We start from the raw sequence: 18,363 nt of genomic DNA, 5'->3' as shown, positions 1-18,363 counted from the left end.
GCGAGGATAGGGAGCTGCCACGCTAACTTAAAGAGACCGATAAAATCGGCCTCTTTTTTTGTGCTTTAAAATATTTTCATTCTGTGGTTAAATATTCAGTTATTAAGTCTTTTTATTGAGAGGGTATTTTGATGACAAGTATTAGACGAGCAACTGAAAAAGACGCACAATCTTTGTTAGATATTTATGCACCTTATATAACTAAAACTACAATTACTTTTGAGGATGTAATTCCTACTTTGGAAAATTTTAAGCAACGCATTCGAAATATTTCAGAAACTTTTCCTTATTTAGTGGCTGTTGATGATGATAATAATATTTTGGGTTATGCTTATGCCCATTTATACGGTCCCAGAGCAGCCTATGCTTGGATGGCTGAGGCTAGTATCTATATTGACTATAACTATAAAGGTCATGGCCTAGGAACAAAACTGTATCAATCATTAGAAACTGCTTTGAAGAAACAAGGTGTAGTTAATTTAATGGCCTGTATTACTGAAGAGAATACTAATAGTATTAAATTTCATGAAAAATTTGGTTATAAGAAAGTGGGAACTTTTAAAAAAGTAGGTTTTAAATTTAATCATTGGTTAGATGTTACTTGGATGCAAAAGACTCTGAATGACCGATTAGATGAAATGGAAGCAGTTAAGCCATATGATCAATTGAGTTAAAATATTTGACTTGAAGTACACTTAAGGGAGTATCATTTTGTCATAATGAAGGGAGCTTTTCTATGACAAAGTTAACTGATACTTTTGATATATATAATGGTGTAAAAATTCCTAAGGTAGCATTCGGTACGTGGCAAATACCTGCTGGTCAGGCTAGACAAGCGGTCAAGGATGCTATTGACACTGGATATAGACATATTGATACAGCTTTAGTCTATGAGAATGAAAAAGAAGTTGGACAAGGTATTAAGGATTCCGGCGTTAAACGTGAGGATCTATTTGTGACATCCAAATTGCCCGCAGAAACTAAGACTTATGACGGGGCACTAAAAGACTTTGAAACAACTATGAAAAATCTAGATGTTGACTATTTGGATCTTTATTTGGTTCATGCTCCATGGCCATGGGGTGAGATCGGTACTAATTATGATAAAGAAAATATCGATGTATGGCGTGCAATGGAGGAGATTTATCAGTCTGGTCGCGTTAAAGCAATCGGTGTTTCCAACTTTAATGTTCATGATTTAAAGAATGTTATGAAGGAAGCTACAGTAAAACCAATGGTTGATCAAATTCAATATTATATTGGATTTACTGAACCTAAAATCACTGAATTTGCTAAGGAAAATGATATTTTAGTTGAGGCTTATTCACCACTAGCTACAGGTGGTTTGATTAACAACCAAGACGTTTTAAAAATTGCTGAAAAATATAATGTCAGCGTTCCACAATTGGCAATTGAATTTGTTATTCAAAATGGTGTATTGCCATTGCCAAAGGCGGTTCAAAAAGAACATATTGTTGCCAACACTAAATTAGACTTTGCAATCAGTGATGAAGATATGAAGACTTTGAATGCAATGCCAGATACAGCACCATCACATTTCCACAATCCTACGCAGGGATAGTTGAGTGATTTTAAATTTTAAATACAAAAGCACCTAACGACATTTAAATTTTTAGTCGTTAGGTGTTTTTATATAGATTTTTAATGAATGGAAATTATTAGACAAAGTATCCGCATCATGCTAATATAAAAATATACTAATGATGACTATAAGATTTTAAATAAGGAGATGAACTATGAGATCAATAAACGATAACTTAATGAAAATTTTAACGTCCGATGTCGAACCCAAAATCAGCATTATTTTACCGATTCATCCTGAGACTCCTCAAGCAGAAAGTAATTTGCTTGCCTATAAAAATCTATTAAAAGATGTAAAAAAAGACCTAGAATTAAACTACCCACGTCGAGAGTGGGACAGTGCAGTTGAGAATTTGGAAGCCCTAATCTTAGATCGTAGTTTATGGAACAGCTCACAGAAGGCTTTGATTATTTATGCTAACAATGAAGCTATAGAAGTTTGTCAAATGAACCATACGGTTTTAGCTAAGGAACATGTTGGAAGTACTTTCTTGGTCCAAGATTTATTGTTACCTGAGGAAAGTATTTCTAAGGCTGACTATTTGATTAATATCAGTCGTGATAGAATTAATGTTTTTGCTGGCGATAGTTTGAGAGAAGTTGAATTAGAGGGAATTTATACTAAATTTTCAGACTATTACGATGATTTTGATGCTAATTCTAATTTGAATTCAGGATCTTATGGTGGCGGGGTAAACTATCATGGTCATCGAACAAAATCTGAGGAACAGCAAAAGGATCAAGTGATTTATTATCAATATTTGGATAAAGAGTTAAGTAAAATGCACCAAGAACGTGGAGATACCTTTATCTTGGCGGGCTTACCAGAAGTGTTAGATGTGTATCTTAATTCTTACGGGAACGGTAATTATGTGAATGGCGTAATTCATAGTTCAGTCATGAATCTATCGCATGCCGAGTTAGTTCAACGAGTAGCCGAACTTTATAGCCTTGAAAAAGTGGCTGATGTTGAAAAGGTAAAGCATACAGTAGAGGTAGCTAATCAAAATAATCGAGTTGTGAATGATTTGAATACAATTGAAATTGCTTTAGACAATCAGGATGTTAAATCTTTGGTATCGTTTAATGATGGTAGTTCTTATTCAGTTGATCATAATAGATTGTTGCTGAAATCCTTAATAAATAAAATCAATTGTCGAGTATTATATTTACAAAACGACAATAGTTATCCTAGTATGAATGCTATTTTGTACTAAGATAGGCTTCGTTATTCCGGTTTAGTCAGGAATAGCGAGGCTTTTTATTTTTACCTTATAAGTGACTATTTATTCTTTAAAGGGTTAGGATAGACGTGTAACACAGAGAAGTAAAACAATCGGAGGCAGAGGAACATGAAAAATGTGTTGATTATTGGCGCTACTAGTTCAATGGGCCAAATCGCAGCTAAGTATTTTTTGAACAAAACTGATGATAATATTACTTTGATGGCACGTTATACAGGTCTTTTAACAATTGATGAAAGTCGTGAGCGTGTATTTCAAGGAGACATTATTGATGAAGGTATCTTAAATGATGCTATGACAGGAATGGATGTAGTGTTAGTGACTCTTGATAGCAATGAGGAACGTTTGATTCAAAAAATCATTGATAGCATGGATAAAAATAGAGTAAAAAGGTTAATTTTCTTAACTTCAATGGGAACAAGCAATGAAATTCCTACTACTACAGGAGCCTCAGGTAATTTGACTGAGGATGAAATTTTAGCCCCCTATAAACAAGTGAATGACGTTATAGGTGAATCTGACTTGAATTATACAATCGTTCGTCTTAGTTGGTTAGACGATGGAGAAGATATTGATAACTACGAGATAACGCACAATGGTGTTCCAGCGGTGGAAGATGAAGTTTCTCGGGGCAGTGTTGCTGATCTTATTGTTCGTCTAGCTCACGATGATAAATTGGGTGCTCGTGATAATTTAGCTATTAGTCGTAAGGCTTAAATTGTTGAAAAAAGAGCGTAACAAAGCTCAGGTAGTTTTCGAATATTAACATAAAAGCACAATATTCGTATTATGAATATTGTGCTTTTTGCTGTAAATTTTATTTATAAAACAGTTATGTCACAACCCTTTAGTCTTTTTTGACGGGTTTGTTTTCTCGTAATATTTTAGCAGGATTGCCGACAACGATAACATTGTCAGGGAATGAATGAGTAACGACAGAACCAGCACCAACAATGACATTATTACCTAGCGTAACGCCTGGAAGAATACTTGCTCCACCACCAACCCAAACGTCGTTACCGATAGTAATTGGTGAAACTCTTTCGGCTTCAGTTCTACGAACGGCTGGATCTAAGGGATGTTGTGGTGTGTATAGACCAACCTTGGGGCCAAATTTAACATCATTACCAATAGTGATCTTACCTTCGTCACAAAGCATTACATCGTGATTAGCATAAAAATGATCACCAATTGTAATATTGACGCCATAGCTGAAATAAATTGTCGGTTCAACAAAGAATCTATTACCGACAGACTTCATTAAACTCTTTATTTTAGAATTACGTTCCTCATTTTCAGAAATTCGATTGTATTTCATTAATTTAGTCCGTACATCATTTCTCAAATCAGCTAGTGGTTTGGATTCTAGATAAAGTTCTCCATTTATCATTTGCTGATACGCAGGATCTTGTTCAATATCCATTCTAATAAGCATCTCCTAATTAAGTTATATAACAAGCATATCATACCGTGCAAAATATCCTATTAAACGTGGGTTCATAAAGTTAACAATGTTTCTATTGAACTTTATCTTTTAGCTAATATATTTTATGAAAAATTAGTTATGGAAAAGGATTGAATCCAAGTATTTTTAGTGACATACTAGCAAAACATGAGTTAAAAGGGTAATTGTTTAAAAAAAGAAAGTGTTAATATATCCATAAGAAAAGGGTGTTTATATGCGTCATAATAAAAGAAGCAAAAAGCCATTAATTATTACATTGGTTACAATTATAGTGATATTAATGCTAGGGGTAGTATTTTTCTTCCCACTGAACAATGCTATTCGAAACGTAACTGGAAATGATACAGCGAGCGATAAAGTTGTGAAGTCAGAGTTAGTTAAAAAAGTTAAATCCAAAAAGAATGGAGATGCAACAAAGGATAAAAAGATTGATCGGGCTGCTTCTATTCTCGGAAAAAAGAAAATGTCACAGATAATGTCTGCTGCTAATGATCAAGATAAAGCCGCTAATTTAATTGCTGATTCTTCTTCATTATCTAAAGAGCAAGCGCAAAAAGCAGCTCAGGAAATATTTTCTGATGATAGTTATAGCGGATTAAGAAAAGCTATCAGTGACGGTAATTGGTATCAGGCTTATCAACAATATCAAAAGCTGTCAAATGATGGACAATTAACACAATTACAGCAAGATATTGCAAAATAAAAAGATTCAGTGTGACAGATGTTTGGTCTCTTTTTCAAGTTTGGTTATAGCGTGAGTATTTTAAATTCCCGTCCTCCACAAAAATTGGAAATGCTGTTGGAACGCTATGGGCCGATTTGAAACTAATTATTTTACACGAAGTGTAAAATAATGGATTTCCAAACTCGGCCTCATTGTAACCGGCAAAGCCGCTAACAATGATCTCATAGCTGAACGCATTCCCAATTTTTGCTCCGGACTGATTCCTACTTTATTCATTAATTATTGTAAAATTTAAATAACAGATAAAAACTGCCACTATTAGGTATTCCAGACATATATCTATGCTTGGGTTTCTTAATAGTGGCAGTTTTTTTATTTACTATTTTGTTCAATAATATTAGAACCAGGGACCTAATCGGTAGTAAAAAATCTGTGGGCCCTCAGTGGTGACATTCTACTTAGCTCTAAGTCGTGTCCACCACGTTCCAGTGGCCCACAGATTTTTTGCGGACGATGGCATATTTCAACCACATCAATTAATATTAGCTCACGCTATAACCAAGTTTGAGTAAGAATTGATGTTAGTCGCAATGAATCTTTTTTTGAATATAAAACCCAAAATTAAAATTTATTGTAGTGGTTTTATGAGTAAAACATTATAATAGGATATAGAAATTTAATAATGATTTTATAAATGAAAGTTAGGAGCCATTTTTGCTGTTTTAAGTTCATTATTAATAGCAAGAGATTAGGTATTATTGTTGAGACGCTTTATCCTAATGGTTTCCAACACAATTGCAAAAGATTGAGCAATTTTGACTTTTGTGAATCGTTTTATTTTTCTTTCTAACATGGACCCTTGTATAATGTTATTTGGCTGGTTTTTCAAGTTAAGTATATTTTAAAATCAACTGTTCTGTAAACTTTGGGAACTTTTCTAGGGAAAAAGTTCAATGGTATTTTATGAAATTAACAGCTAATTTTAAATAATTCAGTTAAGGTTTCTATAAGAAACTGTTGGTATCATTAACTTTAGTACTGTCATAAAAGAATGCCTCAATAGGAATGTTATATTTTTGATGAATCTGGATGATCTCTTTTTGAGTAAAACCTAAGTTATCAGACTTTCTACGGATAGTGGAAGTAGATTTGTCGAGTAGTTTAGCTATACTGTCTTGTTTAATATTCTTCAAAGTGAAATAGGCCTTGAGGTATTGATTATTGTACATGATTGAGTAAAATCCCCTGTTCAAATAATTTTCCTTAACTTAGGAATAGAACTAATGTTAGACTAAAAATACAATTTTTTCAATAATAATTTTGGAAAAATCATATTTTAAGTTAAAATATTATATATGAAAGGTATAGGTTGTGTTTAGCATATGATGACAATTGGAAGGTATTTACGTACCAAAAGATTTTTCAAAGAAATGACTTTACAACAAGTTGTAGATACTGTGCGCAAAGACTATAACTTTTCGACATCGACGTCAGTTTTGAGTGCAATTGAAACTGATAAAAATAAGATTGTTGATGGCGAACTATTATTTGTTTTAGCAAGTTTGTATGGATTTGACTTGAATGAATTGAGTGAATTAATTTTGAAGAATCTTAAAGAGAGTAATAGTCGTAAATAAACTACCCAGAGTTGATGGGTTGGTGGGTTAAAACTACTGCTTAGAAGTACAGATGAGAAAAAAAGAGGCAATACATCAGTTGGTTTGATGTATTGCCTCTTTTTTTATTTCTGTAAAATAATAAACTGATCCGGTTGAGTATCACTAAAAATTACTAAATTGCCACTTTCCAGATGGTAGTTTTGGAAATTAGATACGTGATCAACAGCAGTAACTATACCTCGATAGTTCTTATTATGATATTGGTAGGATATTTCGGAACCTTTGATAACCTCCTTAAAATCGTTAGTAGTGGCAAACTGAACTCCAGATAATGTGTATTGACTATTCAGTTTCATGATTGTTAGTCTCCTTTCTTTTTTGGTACACACCTTTTCTGGAAAGCACAGTGTGCTGTACTTTGGGAACTTTTTCTTTTGTTTTTATATGAAATCGCTTACAATATATTCGAGGAAGTTTAAACATGTTTCAGCATTACCAGTATTGAAACAAAATTTAATTGATTGGACGAAGATAAATGAAATTTTGTGTAGATACAGATAAGAAAAATAGTTGGTATATCGGAACTGATAATTATGATCAATTTTTACTTAATAAAGTAGAGTCCTTGATGGCACAAGGAAATGGCTATTTGGGCATTCGAGCCGTTTCAGAAGAGCGTCAGCTCGATGAGAGGCGCAATATGTTCGTTGCCGGAACTTTTGATGAGTATCCAGGAGAAGTTACAGAGTTACCAAATTTACCAGATTTGATTAATATGGAAATAGTAATTGATAACCAGGTTTTGTCTTTAAGAGATGGTCGGATTGAAAAATATCATAAATATTTGAATTTAAAAAATGGAGAGTTGGTTCGAATATTTACTTGGATCATCAATGGCAAAAAGGTTTTCTTTAAATTCAGTCGATTTGTGTCGATGAAGGATAAACATTTAATAGTTTCTAAGGTAGAAATATCATCAGATCAAGATAACTTAAATATACAGATCAGATCGGGAATTGATGGTCAACAAACAAACAGTGCTACGCAGCATCTAATGGAAGGGGATAAGCGATTATATGAAGATAGATTTATTCAATTGGTAGAAGAAACACAGCAATCTCATATTAAGTTTGTCTTCAATGTTCGTCATAAGGTATATGTCGACAATGTTTTATTAAATATTAGACCTTATATAAAGATGGGACGTCGCCAGATTTTTGGTAATTATGATTTGAATTTAAATCGAGACCAGACCTTTACTTTGGTTAAATATAGCAATGTCTATACTAGTTTGGACCAAGATATTAAGACTAAGGAGTTAGCTACACAATCAATCATAAAATTAAAAGACAATTGTAAAAAGAGCTATCGTGAACTTTTACAGACATCAACTAAGGTTTGGAACAAAGAAGTATGGCAGAAAAGTTTTGTTGAAATAGATTCCGAAGATATCAGACCTCAGACGGCAATTAACTTTGCTCGATATCAGTTGGCGGTTAATACACCTCGAGATCCACGAATGAATATTGGTGCTAAAGGTATTACTGGTGAAGGCTACAAAGGGCACACTTTTTGGGATACAGAAATATTCATGTTACCTTACTATATTTTTACGATGCCTAATATTGCTAGAGATCTATTGACGTATCGCTATTTGGGCTTGGCTGGAGCACATAAGAAGGCCCAAGCTAATAATTATCGAGGAGCTCAATTTCCTTGGGAAGCTGCGATTGTTGAAGAAGGAGAAACAGCGCCATTATGGGGATCAGCTGATATTGTGACTGGAGAATCGATGAAAATCTGGTCGGGATTCATTGAACAGCACGTAACAAGTGATGTCGTGATTGCGGTCATGGAATATTTGAATGCTACTGGAGATCAAGAGTTTGCTGAGAAAATGGGTTATGAAATGATTCTCGATGTAGCTAAGTTTTGGTCTAGTCGTTTAGAGTATGACCAAGATCATGATCGATATGAAATAACTGATGTTATTGGACCCGACGAATATAAAGAGCATGCAGATAACAATGCTTTTACTAATTACACAGCTCAGTGGTGTCTGCAAAGTGGTATAAAAGTTTATGAATTTCTTCTAAAAGAGCATCCGGATATTTATGAAAAATTAAATACAAAAATGAATTTAGAGAATGAATATCCTGATTGGTTGGAAAGAGTTAATAAAATTTATTTGCCACGTCCTAATCAGGATGGCATTATTCCTGAGGATGATAAGTATCTCCAAAGAGAAGAAATTGATGTTACAAGATATCAAGCTAATAACCAAGTTAGTGATGTCTTCAAAGATTATAATCTGGCTCAAATTAATAAAATGCAAGTCACTAAACAGGCTGATGTTTTGTTACTGATCTATTTGTTTGAAGACATGTTCAGCGATGAGATAAAAGCCGATAATTGGAACTATTATGAACCGCGAACAACTCATGATTCTTCTTTATCATTATCAACTCATGCGATATTGGCTAATGATTTAGGATTAAGCAGTGCAGCTTATCGTTTCTATGAAAAAGCCTGTGAAATTGATCTGGGCGTTCATATTGGAAAGGCAGCTCAAGGAATTCATATGGCTGCTTGTGGCGGAATTTGGAATATGACGGTAGAAGGGTTTGGCGGATTACGAATTGAAAATGGTCAGTTGCGAATTGAACCAGCTTTACCAAAGGACTGGCATGGTATGGAATATCAAATTAATTGGCAAGAGAGTTTGGTGCATGTAAAAGTTATTCCCGGACAAATGATAGTGGCTGTTAGTGGACCGGAAATTGAGTTTGTTAGCCATAAACAAATTTATCGTGTCCCAGCTGATTCAGAAATTACAGTAGAAGTTTCCGTAAAGACTGAAATTTAATAATAAAATAACGTCGATAATTCGATGTTATTTTTTATTTTCAATTAATTTAGGTAGGATACGTTAGAATAGGAAGTAATAATGGTTTGGAGGAAATTTTATGACTAGGGTTGTGATTATCACAGGTATTTCTTCAGGTATGGGACGTGCCAGTGCTTTATACTTTAAAAAACAAGGTTTTGAAGTTTATGGTGGTGCACGAAGGGTTAATAAATTAGTGGAATTAAACGAAGCCGGCATACATACGCAAGTTTTAGATGTTACTGATAAGATATCGATTCGAAGTCTAGTTGATCGAGCCATCAGTGAGCAGGGCCAAATTGATGTCCTAATTAATAACGCTGGCTATGGTGAATATGGTCCTTTGGAAGAAGTGCCTATTGCTAATGCTAAGAAACAATTTGAAGTTAATCTTTTTGCGGTAGGGCAAGTAACACAATTGGTTTTGCCAATGATGAGACAGCAAGGTTTCGGTCGGATCGTTAATATTTCTTCTATTGGGGCAGATGTATACAGTCCTTTAGGGGGCTGGTATCACGCTACTAAAGCCAGTTTGAATATGTGGAGTGACGTCTTAGATTCAGAAGTAAGAAACTTTGGTATTCGCTCAGTAGTAGTTCAGCCAGGACTTACAAAATCCGAATGGAGCAAAATTGCATTTGAAAATGCTCGAAAAAACTTGGTCGAAAATTCGCCTTATGATGGATTAGTAGATAAAGTTGAACAATTGTTTTCTGAAATTGGAACAGGTGCAACTTCAGAGCAATTGGCACAAGTGTTTTATAAAGCAGCAACTGATATACATCCTAAACGCAGATATTATCATTCATTAGTCGATCACGGGATGGTAATGATTGCTAAAACCATGCCCAATATCTATCGAAATGTTTTAACAAAACTAATGAAATAAAACTATTTATTACTATATTGAAAATATGATAATAAATATAAAAGAGAGTGTGACAGAACTTGGTAGTTTCCGAGTACTAACATAAAAAGCGCAATATTCGTATTAATGAATATTGCGCTTTTTGCTGTTAAACGGAAGAAACTGAGTTCTGCTGCACGTTTATGCTGCAAATTTCTATTAATAAAACAGATGTCACCGTCCCTTTTTTGTTGCTATTTGGGGAAAAAGATTATATTATGTGTGAAATAATATATGTTTAAACATAAAATAAACCGAAGGAGGTGGATTTTTATGTTATTCGGTGTAGTTACTAAGCCTGATGATGATTGGTGGATTGGAAGGAATACACCTGATATCGATCATTTAAATAAATTGGAATCATTAATGTTTCAGGGGAACGGTTATTTTGGTATTCGTAGTTCTGTTGAAGAGCATTACATGGAAGAAAAACGTGACATGTTTGTTTTAGGCACATTTGATAAATATGAGGATGAAGCAACGGAATTGCCTAATTTGCCTGACATTGTCAACTTTGAGATTAAAGTGGACGGTCACGTATTGAAACTGAATCATGGGCAGGTGTCCAATTTTCAACGAAGTTTTAATATTAGAAATGGGGAAATGACTCGATCCTTTATTTGGAAATTTGAAGGAAATGAATATAAGTTAAAATTTAGAAGATTTGTTTCGATGGCTCATTTACATTTGTTTGTATCCAAAGTAGAAATTACACCTTTAGCTAATAACGTCAGAATACAAATTAAATCGGGCATTGACGGTCAACAGACTAATGAAGGAACTCAACACTTAATTGAAGGAACAAAACGGCTTTTCAATGCGCGTTTTATTCAAATGCAAACCCGAACTCAAGAGTCTAAGGTTAAATTTGCTTTGACAGAGTATCATCGACTTTATCTTAATAAAAAGGAATTGAGTTTAAATCCACATCTTAAACTAAATCGTCGACAAGTATATGCTAATTATTCAGTCGATTTAGATAAAGAACAGACTTTATCAGTAGTTAAATATGCCAATATTTATACCAGCAAGGATAGAGATTTAAAGATAAATGTTTCAGCCGATTCGTTAGCTAATTTGAAAAAAATAAGTCGCTTGAGCTATGCTTCGCTGATGTTGGAGTCGAGTGAAGTATGGAATAAAAAGTATTGGAATAAAAGTTATGTAGAAATTTCAGCACATAATAACAAACCCCAGATTGCTATTAATTTTGCTCGATATCAATTGATTGCCAATACTCCTCATGATTTTGAAATGAATATTGGAGCTAAGGGAATGACGGGAGAAGGCTATAAAGGACACACTTTTTGGGACACTGAAATGTTCATGCTACCGTACTTTATTTTTACTTTGCCTCAAAAAGCCTATGAACTTCTGGAATATCGCTATCTAAGTTTGATTGGTGCTAAGAGAAAGGCTCATCAAGGTGGATTTCATGGTGCTCAATATCCTTGGGAAGCTGCTATGCCTGAAGATGCAGAATCGGCACCTATTTGGGGAAATGCCGATATTGTTACCGGTCAGCCAATGAAAATTCTTTCAGGTTTTCTAGAACAACATGTTACAGGCGATGTGGCTTACGGAGTTATGCGATACTTAAAAGCTACTGGCGATCAATCTTTTGCAAATCGAATGGGTTATGAAATAATTTTGCAATGTGCCAAGTTTTGGGCTAGTCGTGTTGAATGGAACAATGAAAAAAATCGCTATGAGATTACTGATGTTATTGGTCCTGATGAGTATAAAGAACATGTTTCCAATGATGCTTTTACGAATTATATTGCACATTGGTGTATGGAATATGGCGCTGATATTATAGCCAAATTGCGTCAAGAAAATACAACAATTTATGATCAACTGAATCAAAAGCTTAGTTTATCAGAATTATTTAAAGCTTTGATTCAAAAAGCTTCGATGATGTATGTTCCTAAACCTAATGACGACCAAATAATTCCGCAAGATGATAATTATCTTTCTTATAAAATAATAGATGTAACTAAGTATAAAAATGCTGAAAAAGATGTAGAAGACGTTTCGGAAATATTCAAAGATTTTGACCTTAAACAATTGGACCGCATGCAAGTGACTAAACAACCAGATGTTTTATTAATGATGCTATGTTTTGAAGAACTTTTCTCTAAAGAAGTTATTCAAAAAAATTGGGATTATTATGAACCTAAGACAACGCACGATTCCTCATTATCTTATTCGCCTCATGCCATTTTGGCTAATGATTTAGGATTATACGATAAAGCTTTTGAGTATTTTGAAAAGTCATGTCAAGTTGATTTAGGAATGAACATGGATTCATCTGTTAAAGGCACACACATGGCATCTATGGGTGGAATTTGGAATGTTATTGTTGAAGGCTTTGGGGGTGTGAGAGTTGTTAATACAGCCACACATTCCTGATACGTGGACGTCGCTCAAATTTATGATCAATTGGCGAGGAGCTAAGGTTAGAATTCACGTAACACACGATAATTTTTCGATTTTATCTAATAAGAAACTTCAATTTATAAATTACGGTCAAAATTATCAGATCGAGCCACAAGAGAAAATGGAAATTCCTTTAAAAAAATAGAAGAGTATGACGGAACTCAGGTAGTTTTCGAGTACTAACATCAAAAGGCACAATATTCGTATTATGAATATTGTGCCTTTTTGCTGTTAAACGGAAGAAACAGAGTTCTGTTGCACGTTTATGTCATAGCATTCCATTTTTGTTCTCTAAGTTTTTCTTATATTAACCTTATTGAATCATCAAGACCTTGATGTAGTTGGGATGCTATAACTTATGTATGCTTTTGAAGCGTAAATATGTAATTGAGGTGAGGTCTTGGCAGAAGCTAAAAAGAAAAAATATCTGCATGAAGTGGACTTGATGCGTGTTATTTTTATCGGTGGCGTGTTACTGAATCATTTAACGACAGCTTTTAAAAATAATGTTGGCAGCGGTTCGGGTAGTGAGCTTTTTTTAGAAGCAACTCACTTAGCGCTTCATTTTACGAGAATGGGTTTTATGTTCATGACTGGTCTCGTTTTGGTATTGAATTATTACAATAGAGAAAATCATTGGTTGGGTTTTTGGAAGAAGCGTTATCTCAGTGTAGGAATTCCCTATCTGGGATGGAATGCTATTATCATGTGGTTTACGACGATAACGGCGGGAGTAGCACTGAATTGGCCCAACTATTTTAAAAATCTTACTGATGCCGTGATTCATGGCAATAAGTATTATATGTACTACATTTTGGTAACTTTTCAGTTGTATTTAATTTTTCCATTAATTGTTTATATATTCAAAAAGTTGCCAGACCATCATTTAGCTATTTTAATAACGAGTGCAATTGTGCAATTACTGTTAGTGATTGGGATCAAGTATTGGTTACCAGGCATTAATCGTGACAGCTGGTGGTATCTATTTAGAGCATATGGCATGAATGTATTAGTTTATCAATTCTATTTCATTGCTGGTGCGTTTGTAGCTATTCATTATGATGAAGTCGATCGGTTTATAGAAAAAAATCATCGTGTGATAGGTTGGGCAACGTTAGTCTTAGCAATTGGTACAGTAGCCTTATTCTTTGGTAATTTGAATATTTTAAAACTCAGCATAGGTGCAACTGAATCAATTCATCAACCTTATATTTTTATTTACGATACGTTTATGATCACATTTGTCTTTTGGATAGGACGACAATATGCTCATGCAAGAAATCGTGGTTTACCTATGTGGTTTGATCGGATAATAAAAAATATGTCGAAAGTTTCCTTTGGGATTTATTTAGTTCAAACAATTCCTCTAACACTTTTATATGGAATGTTGAGCATTGTTAAACTACCTTCAATCGTGACATTATTATTACTGCCAGTGGGATATGCATTTGTTTTAGGTGGGGCATTTTTAATTTCGTGGTTCTGTTATAAAGTTCCTCCGTTTGGAGTACTTATTGGACGACCACAGTGGCACATTAGTAAAACTAAAGGAGCAAGAGAAAATGTCAAAAATAACAAATCAATTAAACAAGCAATTAGAGAATAATATTAATGAAAATATCATCAAAGATATAGCTTCAAAGAAATGGTTCAACGGCTATGAAATAGCTGATGATGTACGCATGCTTCGCGATGAACTTTTAGAATTGCATGTTGGTCGTGGCGATGTAGTTTTAGTTTGTTTGCCTAATACGGCCGCCTACCCAGTTATTACTCAAGCAATTTGGGAAGTTGGAGCGGTTATGCATCCAATTGCAGCAACGACGCCGGAAAGAGAATTACAAGAAGAGTTAAATGAACACGACTATGTGGCATCAATTGTAGGAGAAGAATTAGTAAATGTGGTTTTAGATGATCGAATTGCAATTGTAACGGCGCTACATTTACAGACCTATTCTTTATTGCATATTATTCGAGACCGAAATTTAATGGGACATGATGCATCTATACCGGATGAAGATGATTTGGCATTAGTCATGAATACTTCAGGTACAACTGGTAAGCCGAAGCGAGTGGGATTGACCCATAGATTGTTGTTAAATGGAGTAGAACATGATATTGAAAGCCATCAGATGACGGCTGCTGACACGACAATGGTTGTTATGCCTATGTTTCATATCAATGCTCAGGCCGTTTCAATTTTGGCAACACGTTTGTCCGGTGGCAAGTTAGTGATTGCTCAAAAATTTAGTGCCTCACAGTTCTGGAATCAAATTCGAGATAATGAAGTTACTTGGGTTTCAGTAGTTCCGACAATAATAAACATTTTGTTAATTAATCAAAAAGCCAATGAAAGCTATCGAAATGATATTAAGTTACGTTTTGTACGATGCTCATCATTTGCTTTACCACTTGATAAATTAACCGCTTTTCAAACTCGTTTTCACACCCAAATCCTTGAAGGATATGGTATGACTGAAACTGCTAGTCAATGTACAATCAATCCATTCAATGCCCCAAAAGTGGGTTCAGCAGGTAAAGCCTTTAAGACTGATGTGGCAATTATGAATGACGGTGAAATTGTAAAAACTAATAATCAGATTGGTGAAATAGTCGTTCGTGGGGATCATGTTATTAATGATTATTTAGATCCGCATCCAGAAGCATTCGAAAATGGTTGGTTTTTAACAGGCGATATTGGTTATTTCGATGAAGATGGATATCTATTCGTCAAAGGTCGTAAGAAAGATATTATCAATCGTGGCGGTGAAAAAGTAGCTCCTGCTCAGGTCGAGAACTCATTGAGTCAATTAAACTTTATTAAAGAAGTTTCAGTAATTGGCACTCCTGATACACTTTATGGAGAGGCCGTAACAGCAGTTGTTATTAGTCAAGGATTGCAGTCGGAAGACCTAGAACGACAAAAAATAATAGCTCATGCTAAGGCAACTTTAGCCAAATATGAACAGCCGACCCGAATCTTTTTTGTAAATGATTATCCTAGAAATGCGACTGGAAAAGTTGTTCGTTTGAAACTACGTGAACAAGTTATGTCAACATTAGTTGGGAGAGTTGGATGAACAAAAAGAAGCGACGTTTCAAAAAAATTCTTATTAGTTTAGTATTAGTTTTTTGGGCGGCAATTGCTGTCTATGGCTTTAAACAAACAGATGCTGGTGCAGCTACAAGTTCGGATTTGCAGACCGTAACAATCGGTTATCAAAAGGGCGATCCATTTGATATTGCCAAAGAACGTGGTGAATTTTCCAAGAAAATGCAGGCCAAAGGCTATAAGGTAGTTTGGAAAGAATTTCAAGATGGAAATTCACTCATGCAGGCTTTAAAAGCTGGCAGCATTAATTATGCAAGAACCGGAGATACGCCACCAGTTTCGGCCTTATCAACGGGCACAAAATTAACTTACGTGGCAGCAGGATCATCTAAAGCTAAAGGATCAGGAATTTTGGTTAAAAAATCTTCTAGTATTGATTCGATCAAGGCTCTGAAGGGTAAGAAAGTTGCCTACACTAAAGGAACCAGTTCACAGTATATGCTACTAGCTGCTTTGAAGAAGGCTGGATTAAGTGTTAGTGATATTACTTGGGTCAATATGGATCAGTCCAGTGCCAGCGTTGCCTTTTCAAAAGGAAAAGTCGATGCCTGGGCGACTTGGGATCCTTATACTTCTCAAGCAGAATTGACGCAAAATGCCAAATTATTGACCAACGGCGTTGGTATTACGAACAATCGTGATTATGTTTTGGCAATGCAGAGTTATGCAAAATCACATACGGATGTTTCAAAGTATTTAATCAAGTATTTGGAAGAAGATATGCAATGGGCTAATAAGAATCATAACGAGCTCATAACGATGATGAGTAAATCATTAAAGGTTTCTAAAGCAGTCGTTAAGAAAATGGTCGAGCGAAGAACCTATGGTATAAGTGCTATGAATAGCACTTATGCAAAAGAAGAACAACAAATTGCTGATCTGTTTTACTCAGAAAATTTGATTGAGAATAAAGTTAAAATTGAAGATTCAGGAGATTATAAATAATGAATATAAAAAATTATCAAAGCCGACTCGAAGAGTCGGTTTTTTTGTTAATATGTTAATTACGTGACTTAGGAGGATTTTATGAAAATAGGAGAACAAATTCAGAGACAACGTAAACTTCGGGGAATATCTCAAGCAGAATTGGCTCAAAACTTAAAAATATCTCGACAGTCAATTTCTAAATGGGAGAATGGGGAGACATTGCCCAGTTTTAGTAACGTTGTGGCTATTAGCGAAATGTTTGACATTTCTTTAGATCAATTAATAAAAGAAGATACTGAATTAATGAATCAATTAGAAGTAAAAAATTCCAAGATTAGTAAAACCTGGGTCATTGTAATAGTGGGTTTTATTGTAGCAATTATTATGATAATTAGTATGCATCTATTGAAGGTGTCTGATGATAATATTGATAATTTGCTTGTGCTGCCACAACTGATAGCCTTTAGTTTTATACTTTTTAATATTAATTGGAAGAAGTTCAATCAAGGCATTAATAAAAGACTTTTGATTTGGGGAATTGTTTGGTTAGCCTTGTATTTGATACCGCTTATTAATGATTTTGTGGCTGGATTTATTGCGGGATTCAGTGGTCACTAGTATAACGATGGTAAAACGACGAGTAAGGAATTGTTTATATTACATCCAGTGTTGCAACCTCTAGGTTCTTTGGAAAAAATTTATTTATCAGTATGATATGAACATTCTAAAGAACGGTGGTTTTAAACGTGAAAAACAAAATTAATTATTATGTGACAAATATAGGATTTATTATTTGGGCATTTTTTCTTTATCAACTATCTTCAATTCCATTTATTTTAGCGACAACGGGAAGAATCGTTAAAAGTGAATGGGAAAAAAATGTGGCAATAGTTGTTGGTATTATTCTATCTATACTATTGATCAGATATCTTTGGAAAGAGTTTGATGGTGATTTTCAACCAGAAATTACTTTTATGAAAGATTGGAAGAAAAGCCAAAAAGTTTGGATTTATCTGATCTTATTAATTCTTCTGATTGGTGGCGGATATTTAGCAGGCTTTTTGCCGTCAAGCAATAATCAAGCAGGGATAGAAGAGATGTTTCAAGGTAATAAATGGTCTACTATTATACCAGTAGTTGTTTTTGGACCAATAATTGAAGAATTGATTTTCCGTGGTCTACTACAAAAATTATTTTTTAAGCGAATAACGACTAAATTACAATTGTTGCTCTATCTAATTATTTCGATTGTTCTATTCGTTGGAATTCATGGGCCAGCTATGAATTTGGAAATGGTACCCTATATTCTGATGGGAGTAGTCTTTTCTTTAGCTTATGTTTTGTTGGGAGATATTAAGTATAATATTTCTCTACATATAATAAATAATGCTATTGGCATTTTATCGCTCTTTCTTCTAAATTAAACATAAAGAGAATGCGACAGAATTCTCAAGCATAAGAAAATCCCTATATGGC

General features: G+C 34.3%; 18 protein-coding genes. 15 read left to right on the top strand and 3 right to left on the bottom strand.

Translation table 11 applies throughout. The features are described 5' to 3' along the window. The first annotated feature begins 131 nt into the window (after nt 1–131). From FD26_RS00640 to FD26_RS00625, 4 genes are all read left to right on the top strand, one after another. Entirely contained in the window at nt 132–674 is a 543-nt protein-coding gene (locus FD26_RS00640; RefSeq protein ID WP_057866515.1) for a GNAT family N-acetyltransferase, read from the top strand. Between the two features lie 62 nt (nt 675–736). Continuing rightward, complete coding sequence (locus FD26_RS00635; protein WP_057866514.1) at nt 737–1,582, top strand: aldo/keto reductase; 846 nt, start codon at nt 737–739, stop codon at nt 1,580–1,582. Nucleotides 1,583–1,757: 175 nt separating this feature from the next. Next, on the top strand, nt 1,758–2,819 hold the full coding sequence (locus tag FD26_RS00630) for a baeRF8 domain-containing protein (protein WP_057866513.1): 1,062 nt from the start codon (nt 1,758–1,760) through the stop codon (nt 2,817–2,819). A 135-nt stretch (nt 2,820–2,954) separates the two neighbouring features. Then, nucleotides 2,955–3,563: an NAD(P)H-binding protein gene (locus FD26_RS00625; RefSeq protein WP_057866512.1), complete on the top strand. Its 609-nt coding sequence runs from the start codon at nt 2,955–2,957 to the stop codon at nt 3,561–3,563. A gap of 130 nt (nt 3,564–3,693) precedes the next feature. Here FD26_RS00625 and FD26_RS00620 read toward each other — a convergent pair whose 3' ends face one another. Next, on the bottom strand, nt 3,694–4,269 hold the full coding sequence (locus FD26_RS00620) for a sugar O-acetyltransferase (protein WP_057866511.1): 576 nt from the start codon (nt 4,267–4,269) through the stop codon (nt 3,694–3,696). 256 nt (nt 4,270–4,525) lie between these two features. Between FD26_RS00620 and FD26_RS00615 the strand changes: the two genes are divergently transcribed. Further along, a complete protein-coding gene (locus tag FD26_RS00615; protein WP_057866510.1) occupies nt 4,526–5,014 on the top strand; it encodes a hypothetical protein in 489 nt (162 codons plus the stop codon). A 986-nt stretch (nt 5,015–6,000) separates the two neighbouring features. Here FD26_RS00615 and FD26_RS00610 read toward each other — a convergent pair. After that, nucleotides 6,001–6,225 (bottom strand): helix-turn-helix transcriptional regulator, encoded by a 225-nt coding sequence (locus FD26_RS00610; RefSeq protein ID WP_057866509.1) that lies wholly within the window; start codon nt 6,223–6,225, stop codon nt 6,001–6,003. 153 nt (nt 6,226–6,378) lie between these two features. Here FD26_RS00610 and FD26_RS00605 point away from each other — a divergent pair, with 153 nt between their 5' ends. Continuing rightward, entirely contained in the window at nt 6,379–6,633 is a 255-nt protein-coding gene (locus tag FD26_RS00605; RefSeq protein ID WP_057866508.1) for a RodZ family helix-turn-helix domain-containing protein, read from the top strand. 104 nt (nt 6,634–6,737) lie between these two features. Here the strand turns inward: FD26_RS00605 and FD26_RS00600 are convergent, their stop codons facing one another. Further along, nucleotides 6,738–6,971 (bottom strand): hypothetical protein, encoded by a 234-nt coding sequence (locus tag FD26_RS00600; protein WP_057866507.1) that lies wholly within the window; start codon nt 6,969–6,971, stop codon nt 6,738–6,740. A gap of 179 nt (nt 6,972–7,150) precedes the next feature. On the opposite strand from FD26_RS00600, the gene FD26_RS00595 reads away from it, so the two are divergent. The 9 genes from FD26_RS00595 (at nt 7,151) to FD26_RS00555 (ending at nt 18,311) form a co-directional block, all read left to right on the top strand. Further along, nucleotides 7,151–9,481: a glycoside hydrolase family 65 protein gene (locus FD26_RS00595; protein ID WP_057866506.1), complete on the top strand. Its 2,331-nt coding sequence runs from the start codon at nt 7,151–7,153 to the stop codon at nt 9,479–9,481. 100 nt (nt 9,482–9,581) lie between these two features. After that, a complete protein-coding gene (locus tag FD26_RS00590) occupies nt 9,582–10,391 on the top strand; it encodes an SDR family NAD(P)-dependent oxidoreductase (protein ID WP_057866505.1) in 810 nt (269 codons plus the stop codon). A 291-nt stretch (nt 10,392–10,682) separates the two neighbouring features. Continuing rightward, nucleotides 10,683–12,821: a glycoside hydrolase family 65 protein gene (locus FD26_RS00585; protein ID WP_057866504.1), complete on the top strand. Its 2,139-nt coding sequence runs from the start codon at nt 10,683–10,685 to the stop codon at nt 12,819–12,821. Then, nucleotides 12,796–12,993 (top strand): glycosyl hydrolase family 65 domain-containing protein, encoded by a 198-nt coding sequence (locus tag FD26_RS00580; protein ID WP_057866503.1) that lies wholly within the window; start codon nt 12,796–12,798, stop codon nt 12,991–12,993. The genes FD26_RS00585 and FD26_RS00580 overlap by 26 nt, the downstream gene beginning before the upstream one ends. Nucleotides 12,994–13,248: 255 nt before the next feature. Then, complete coding sequence (locus FD26_RS00575; protein WP_082596202.1) at nt 13,249–14,454, top strand: acyltransferase; 1,206 nt, start codon at nt 13,249–13,251, stop codon at nt 14,452–14,454. Next, nucleotides 14,411–15,928 carry an AMP-binding protein gene (locus tag FD26_RS00570; RefSeq protein WP_057866502.1) on the top strand — a complete coding sequence of 506 codons (1,518 nt, stop codon included), beginning with the start codon at nt 14,411–14,413 and terminating at the stop codon, nt 15,926–15,928. The genes FD26_RS00575 and FD26_RS00570 overlap by 44 nt, the downstream gene beginning before the upstream one ends. Next, nucleotides 15,925–16,905, top strand: coding sequence for an aliphatic sulfonate ABC transporter substrate-binding protein (locus FD26_RS00565; RefSeq protein WP_057866501.1), 981 nt, complete (start codon nt 15,925–15,927; stop codon nt 16,903–16,905). The genes FD26_RS00570 and FD26_RS00565 overlap by 4 nt, the downstream gene beginning before the upstream one ends. Before the next feature lie 81 nt (nt 16,906–16,986). Continuing rightward, nucleotides 16,987–17,505 carry a helix-turn-helix domain-containing protein gene (locus FD26_RS00560; RefSeq protein WP_057866500.1) on the top strand — a complete coding sequence of 173 codons (519 nt, stop codon included), beginning with the start codon at nt 16,987–16,989 and terminating at the stop codon, nt 17,503–17,505. 128 nt (nt 17,506–17,633) lie between these two features. Continuing rightward, nucleotides 17,634–18,311 carry a CPBP family intramembrane glutamic endopeptidase gene (locus FD26_RS00555; protein ID WP_057866499.1) on the top strand — a complete coding sequence of 226 codons (678 nt, stop codon included), beginning with the start codon at nt 17,634–17,636 and terminating at the stop codon, nt 18,309–18,311. The last annotated feature ends 52 nt before the right edge of the window (nt 18,312–18,363 follow it).

It is taken from the genome of Companilactobacillus crustorum JCM 15951, from assembly GCF_001434585.1.
Classification (GTDB): domain Bacteria; phylum Bacillota; class Bacilli; order Lactobacillales; family Lactobacillaceae; genus Companilactobacillus; species Companilactobacillus crustorum.
This window is presented reverse-complemented; position numbering and strand designations above follow the sequence as displayed.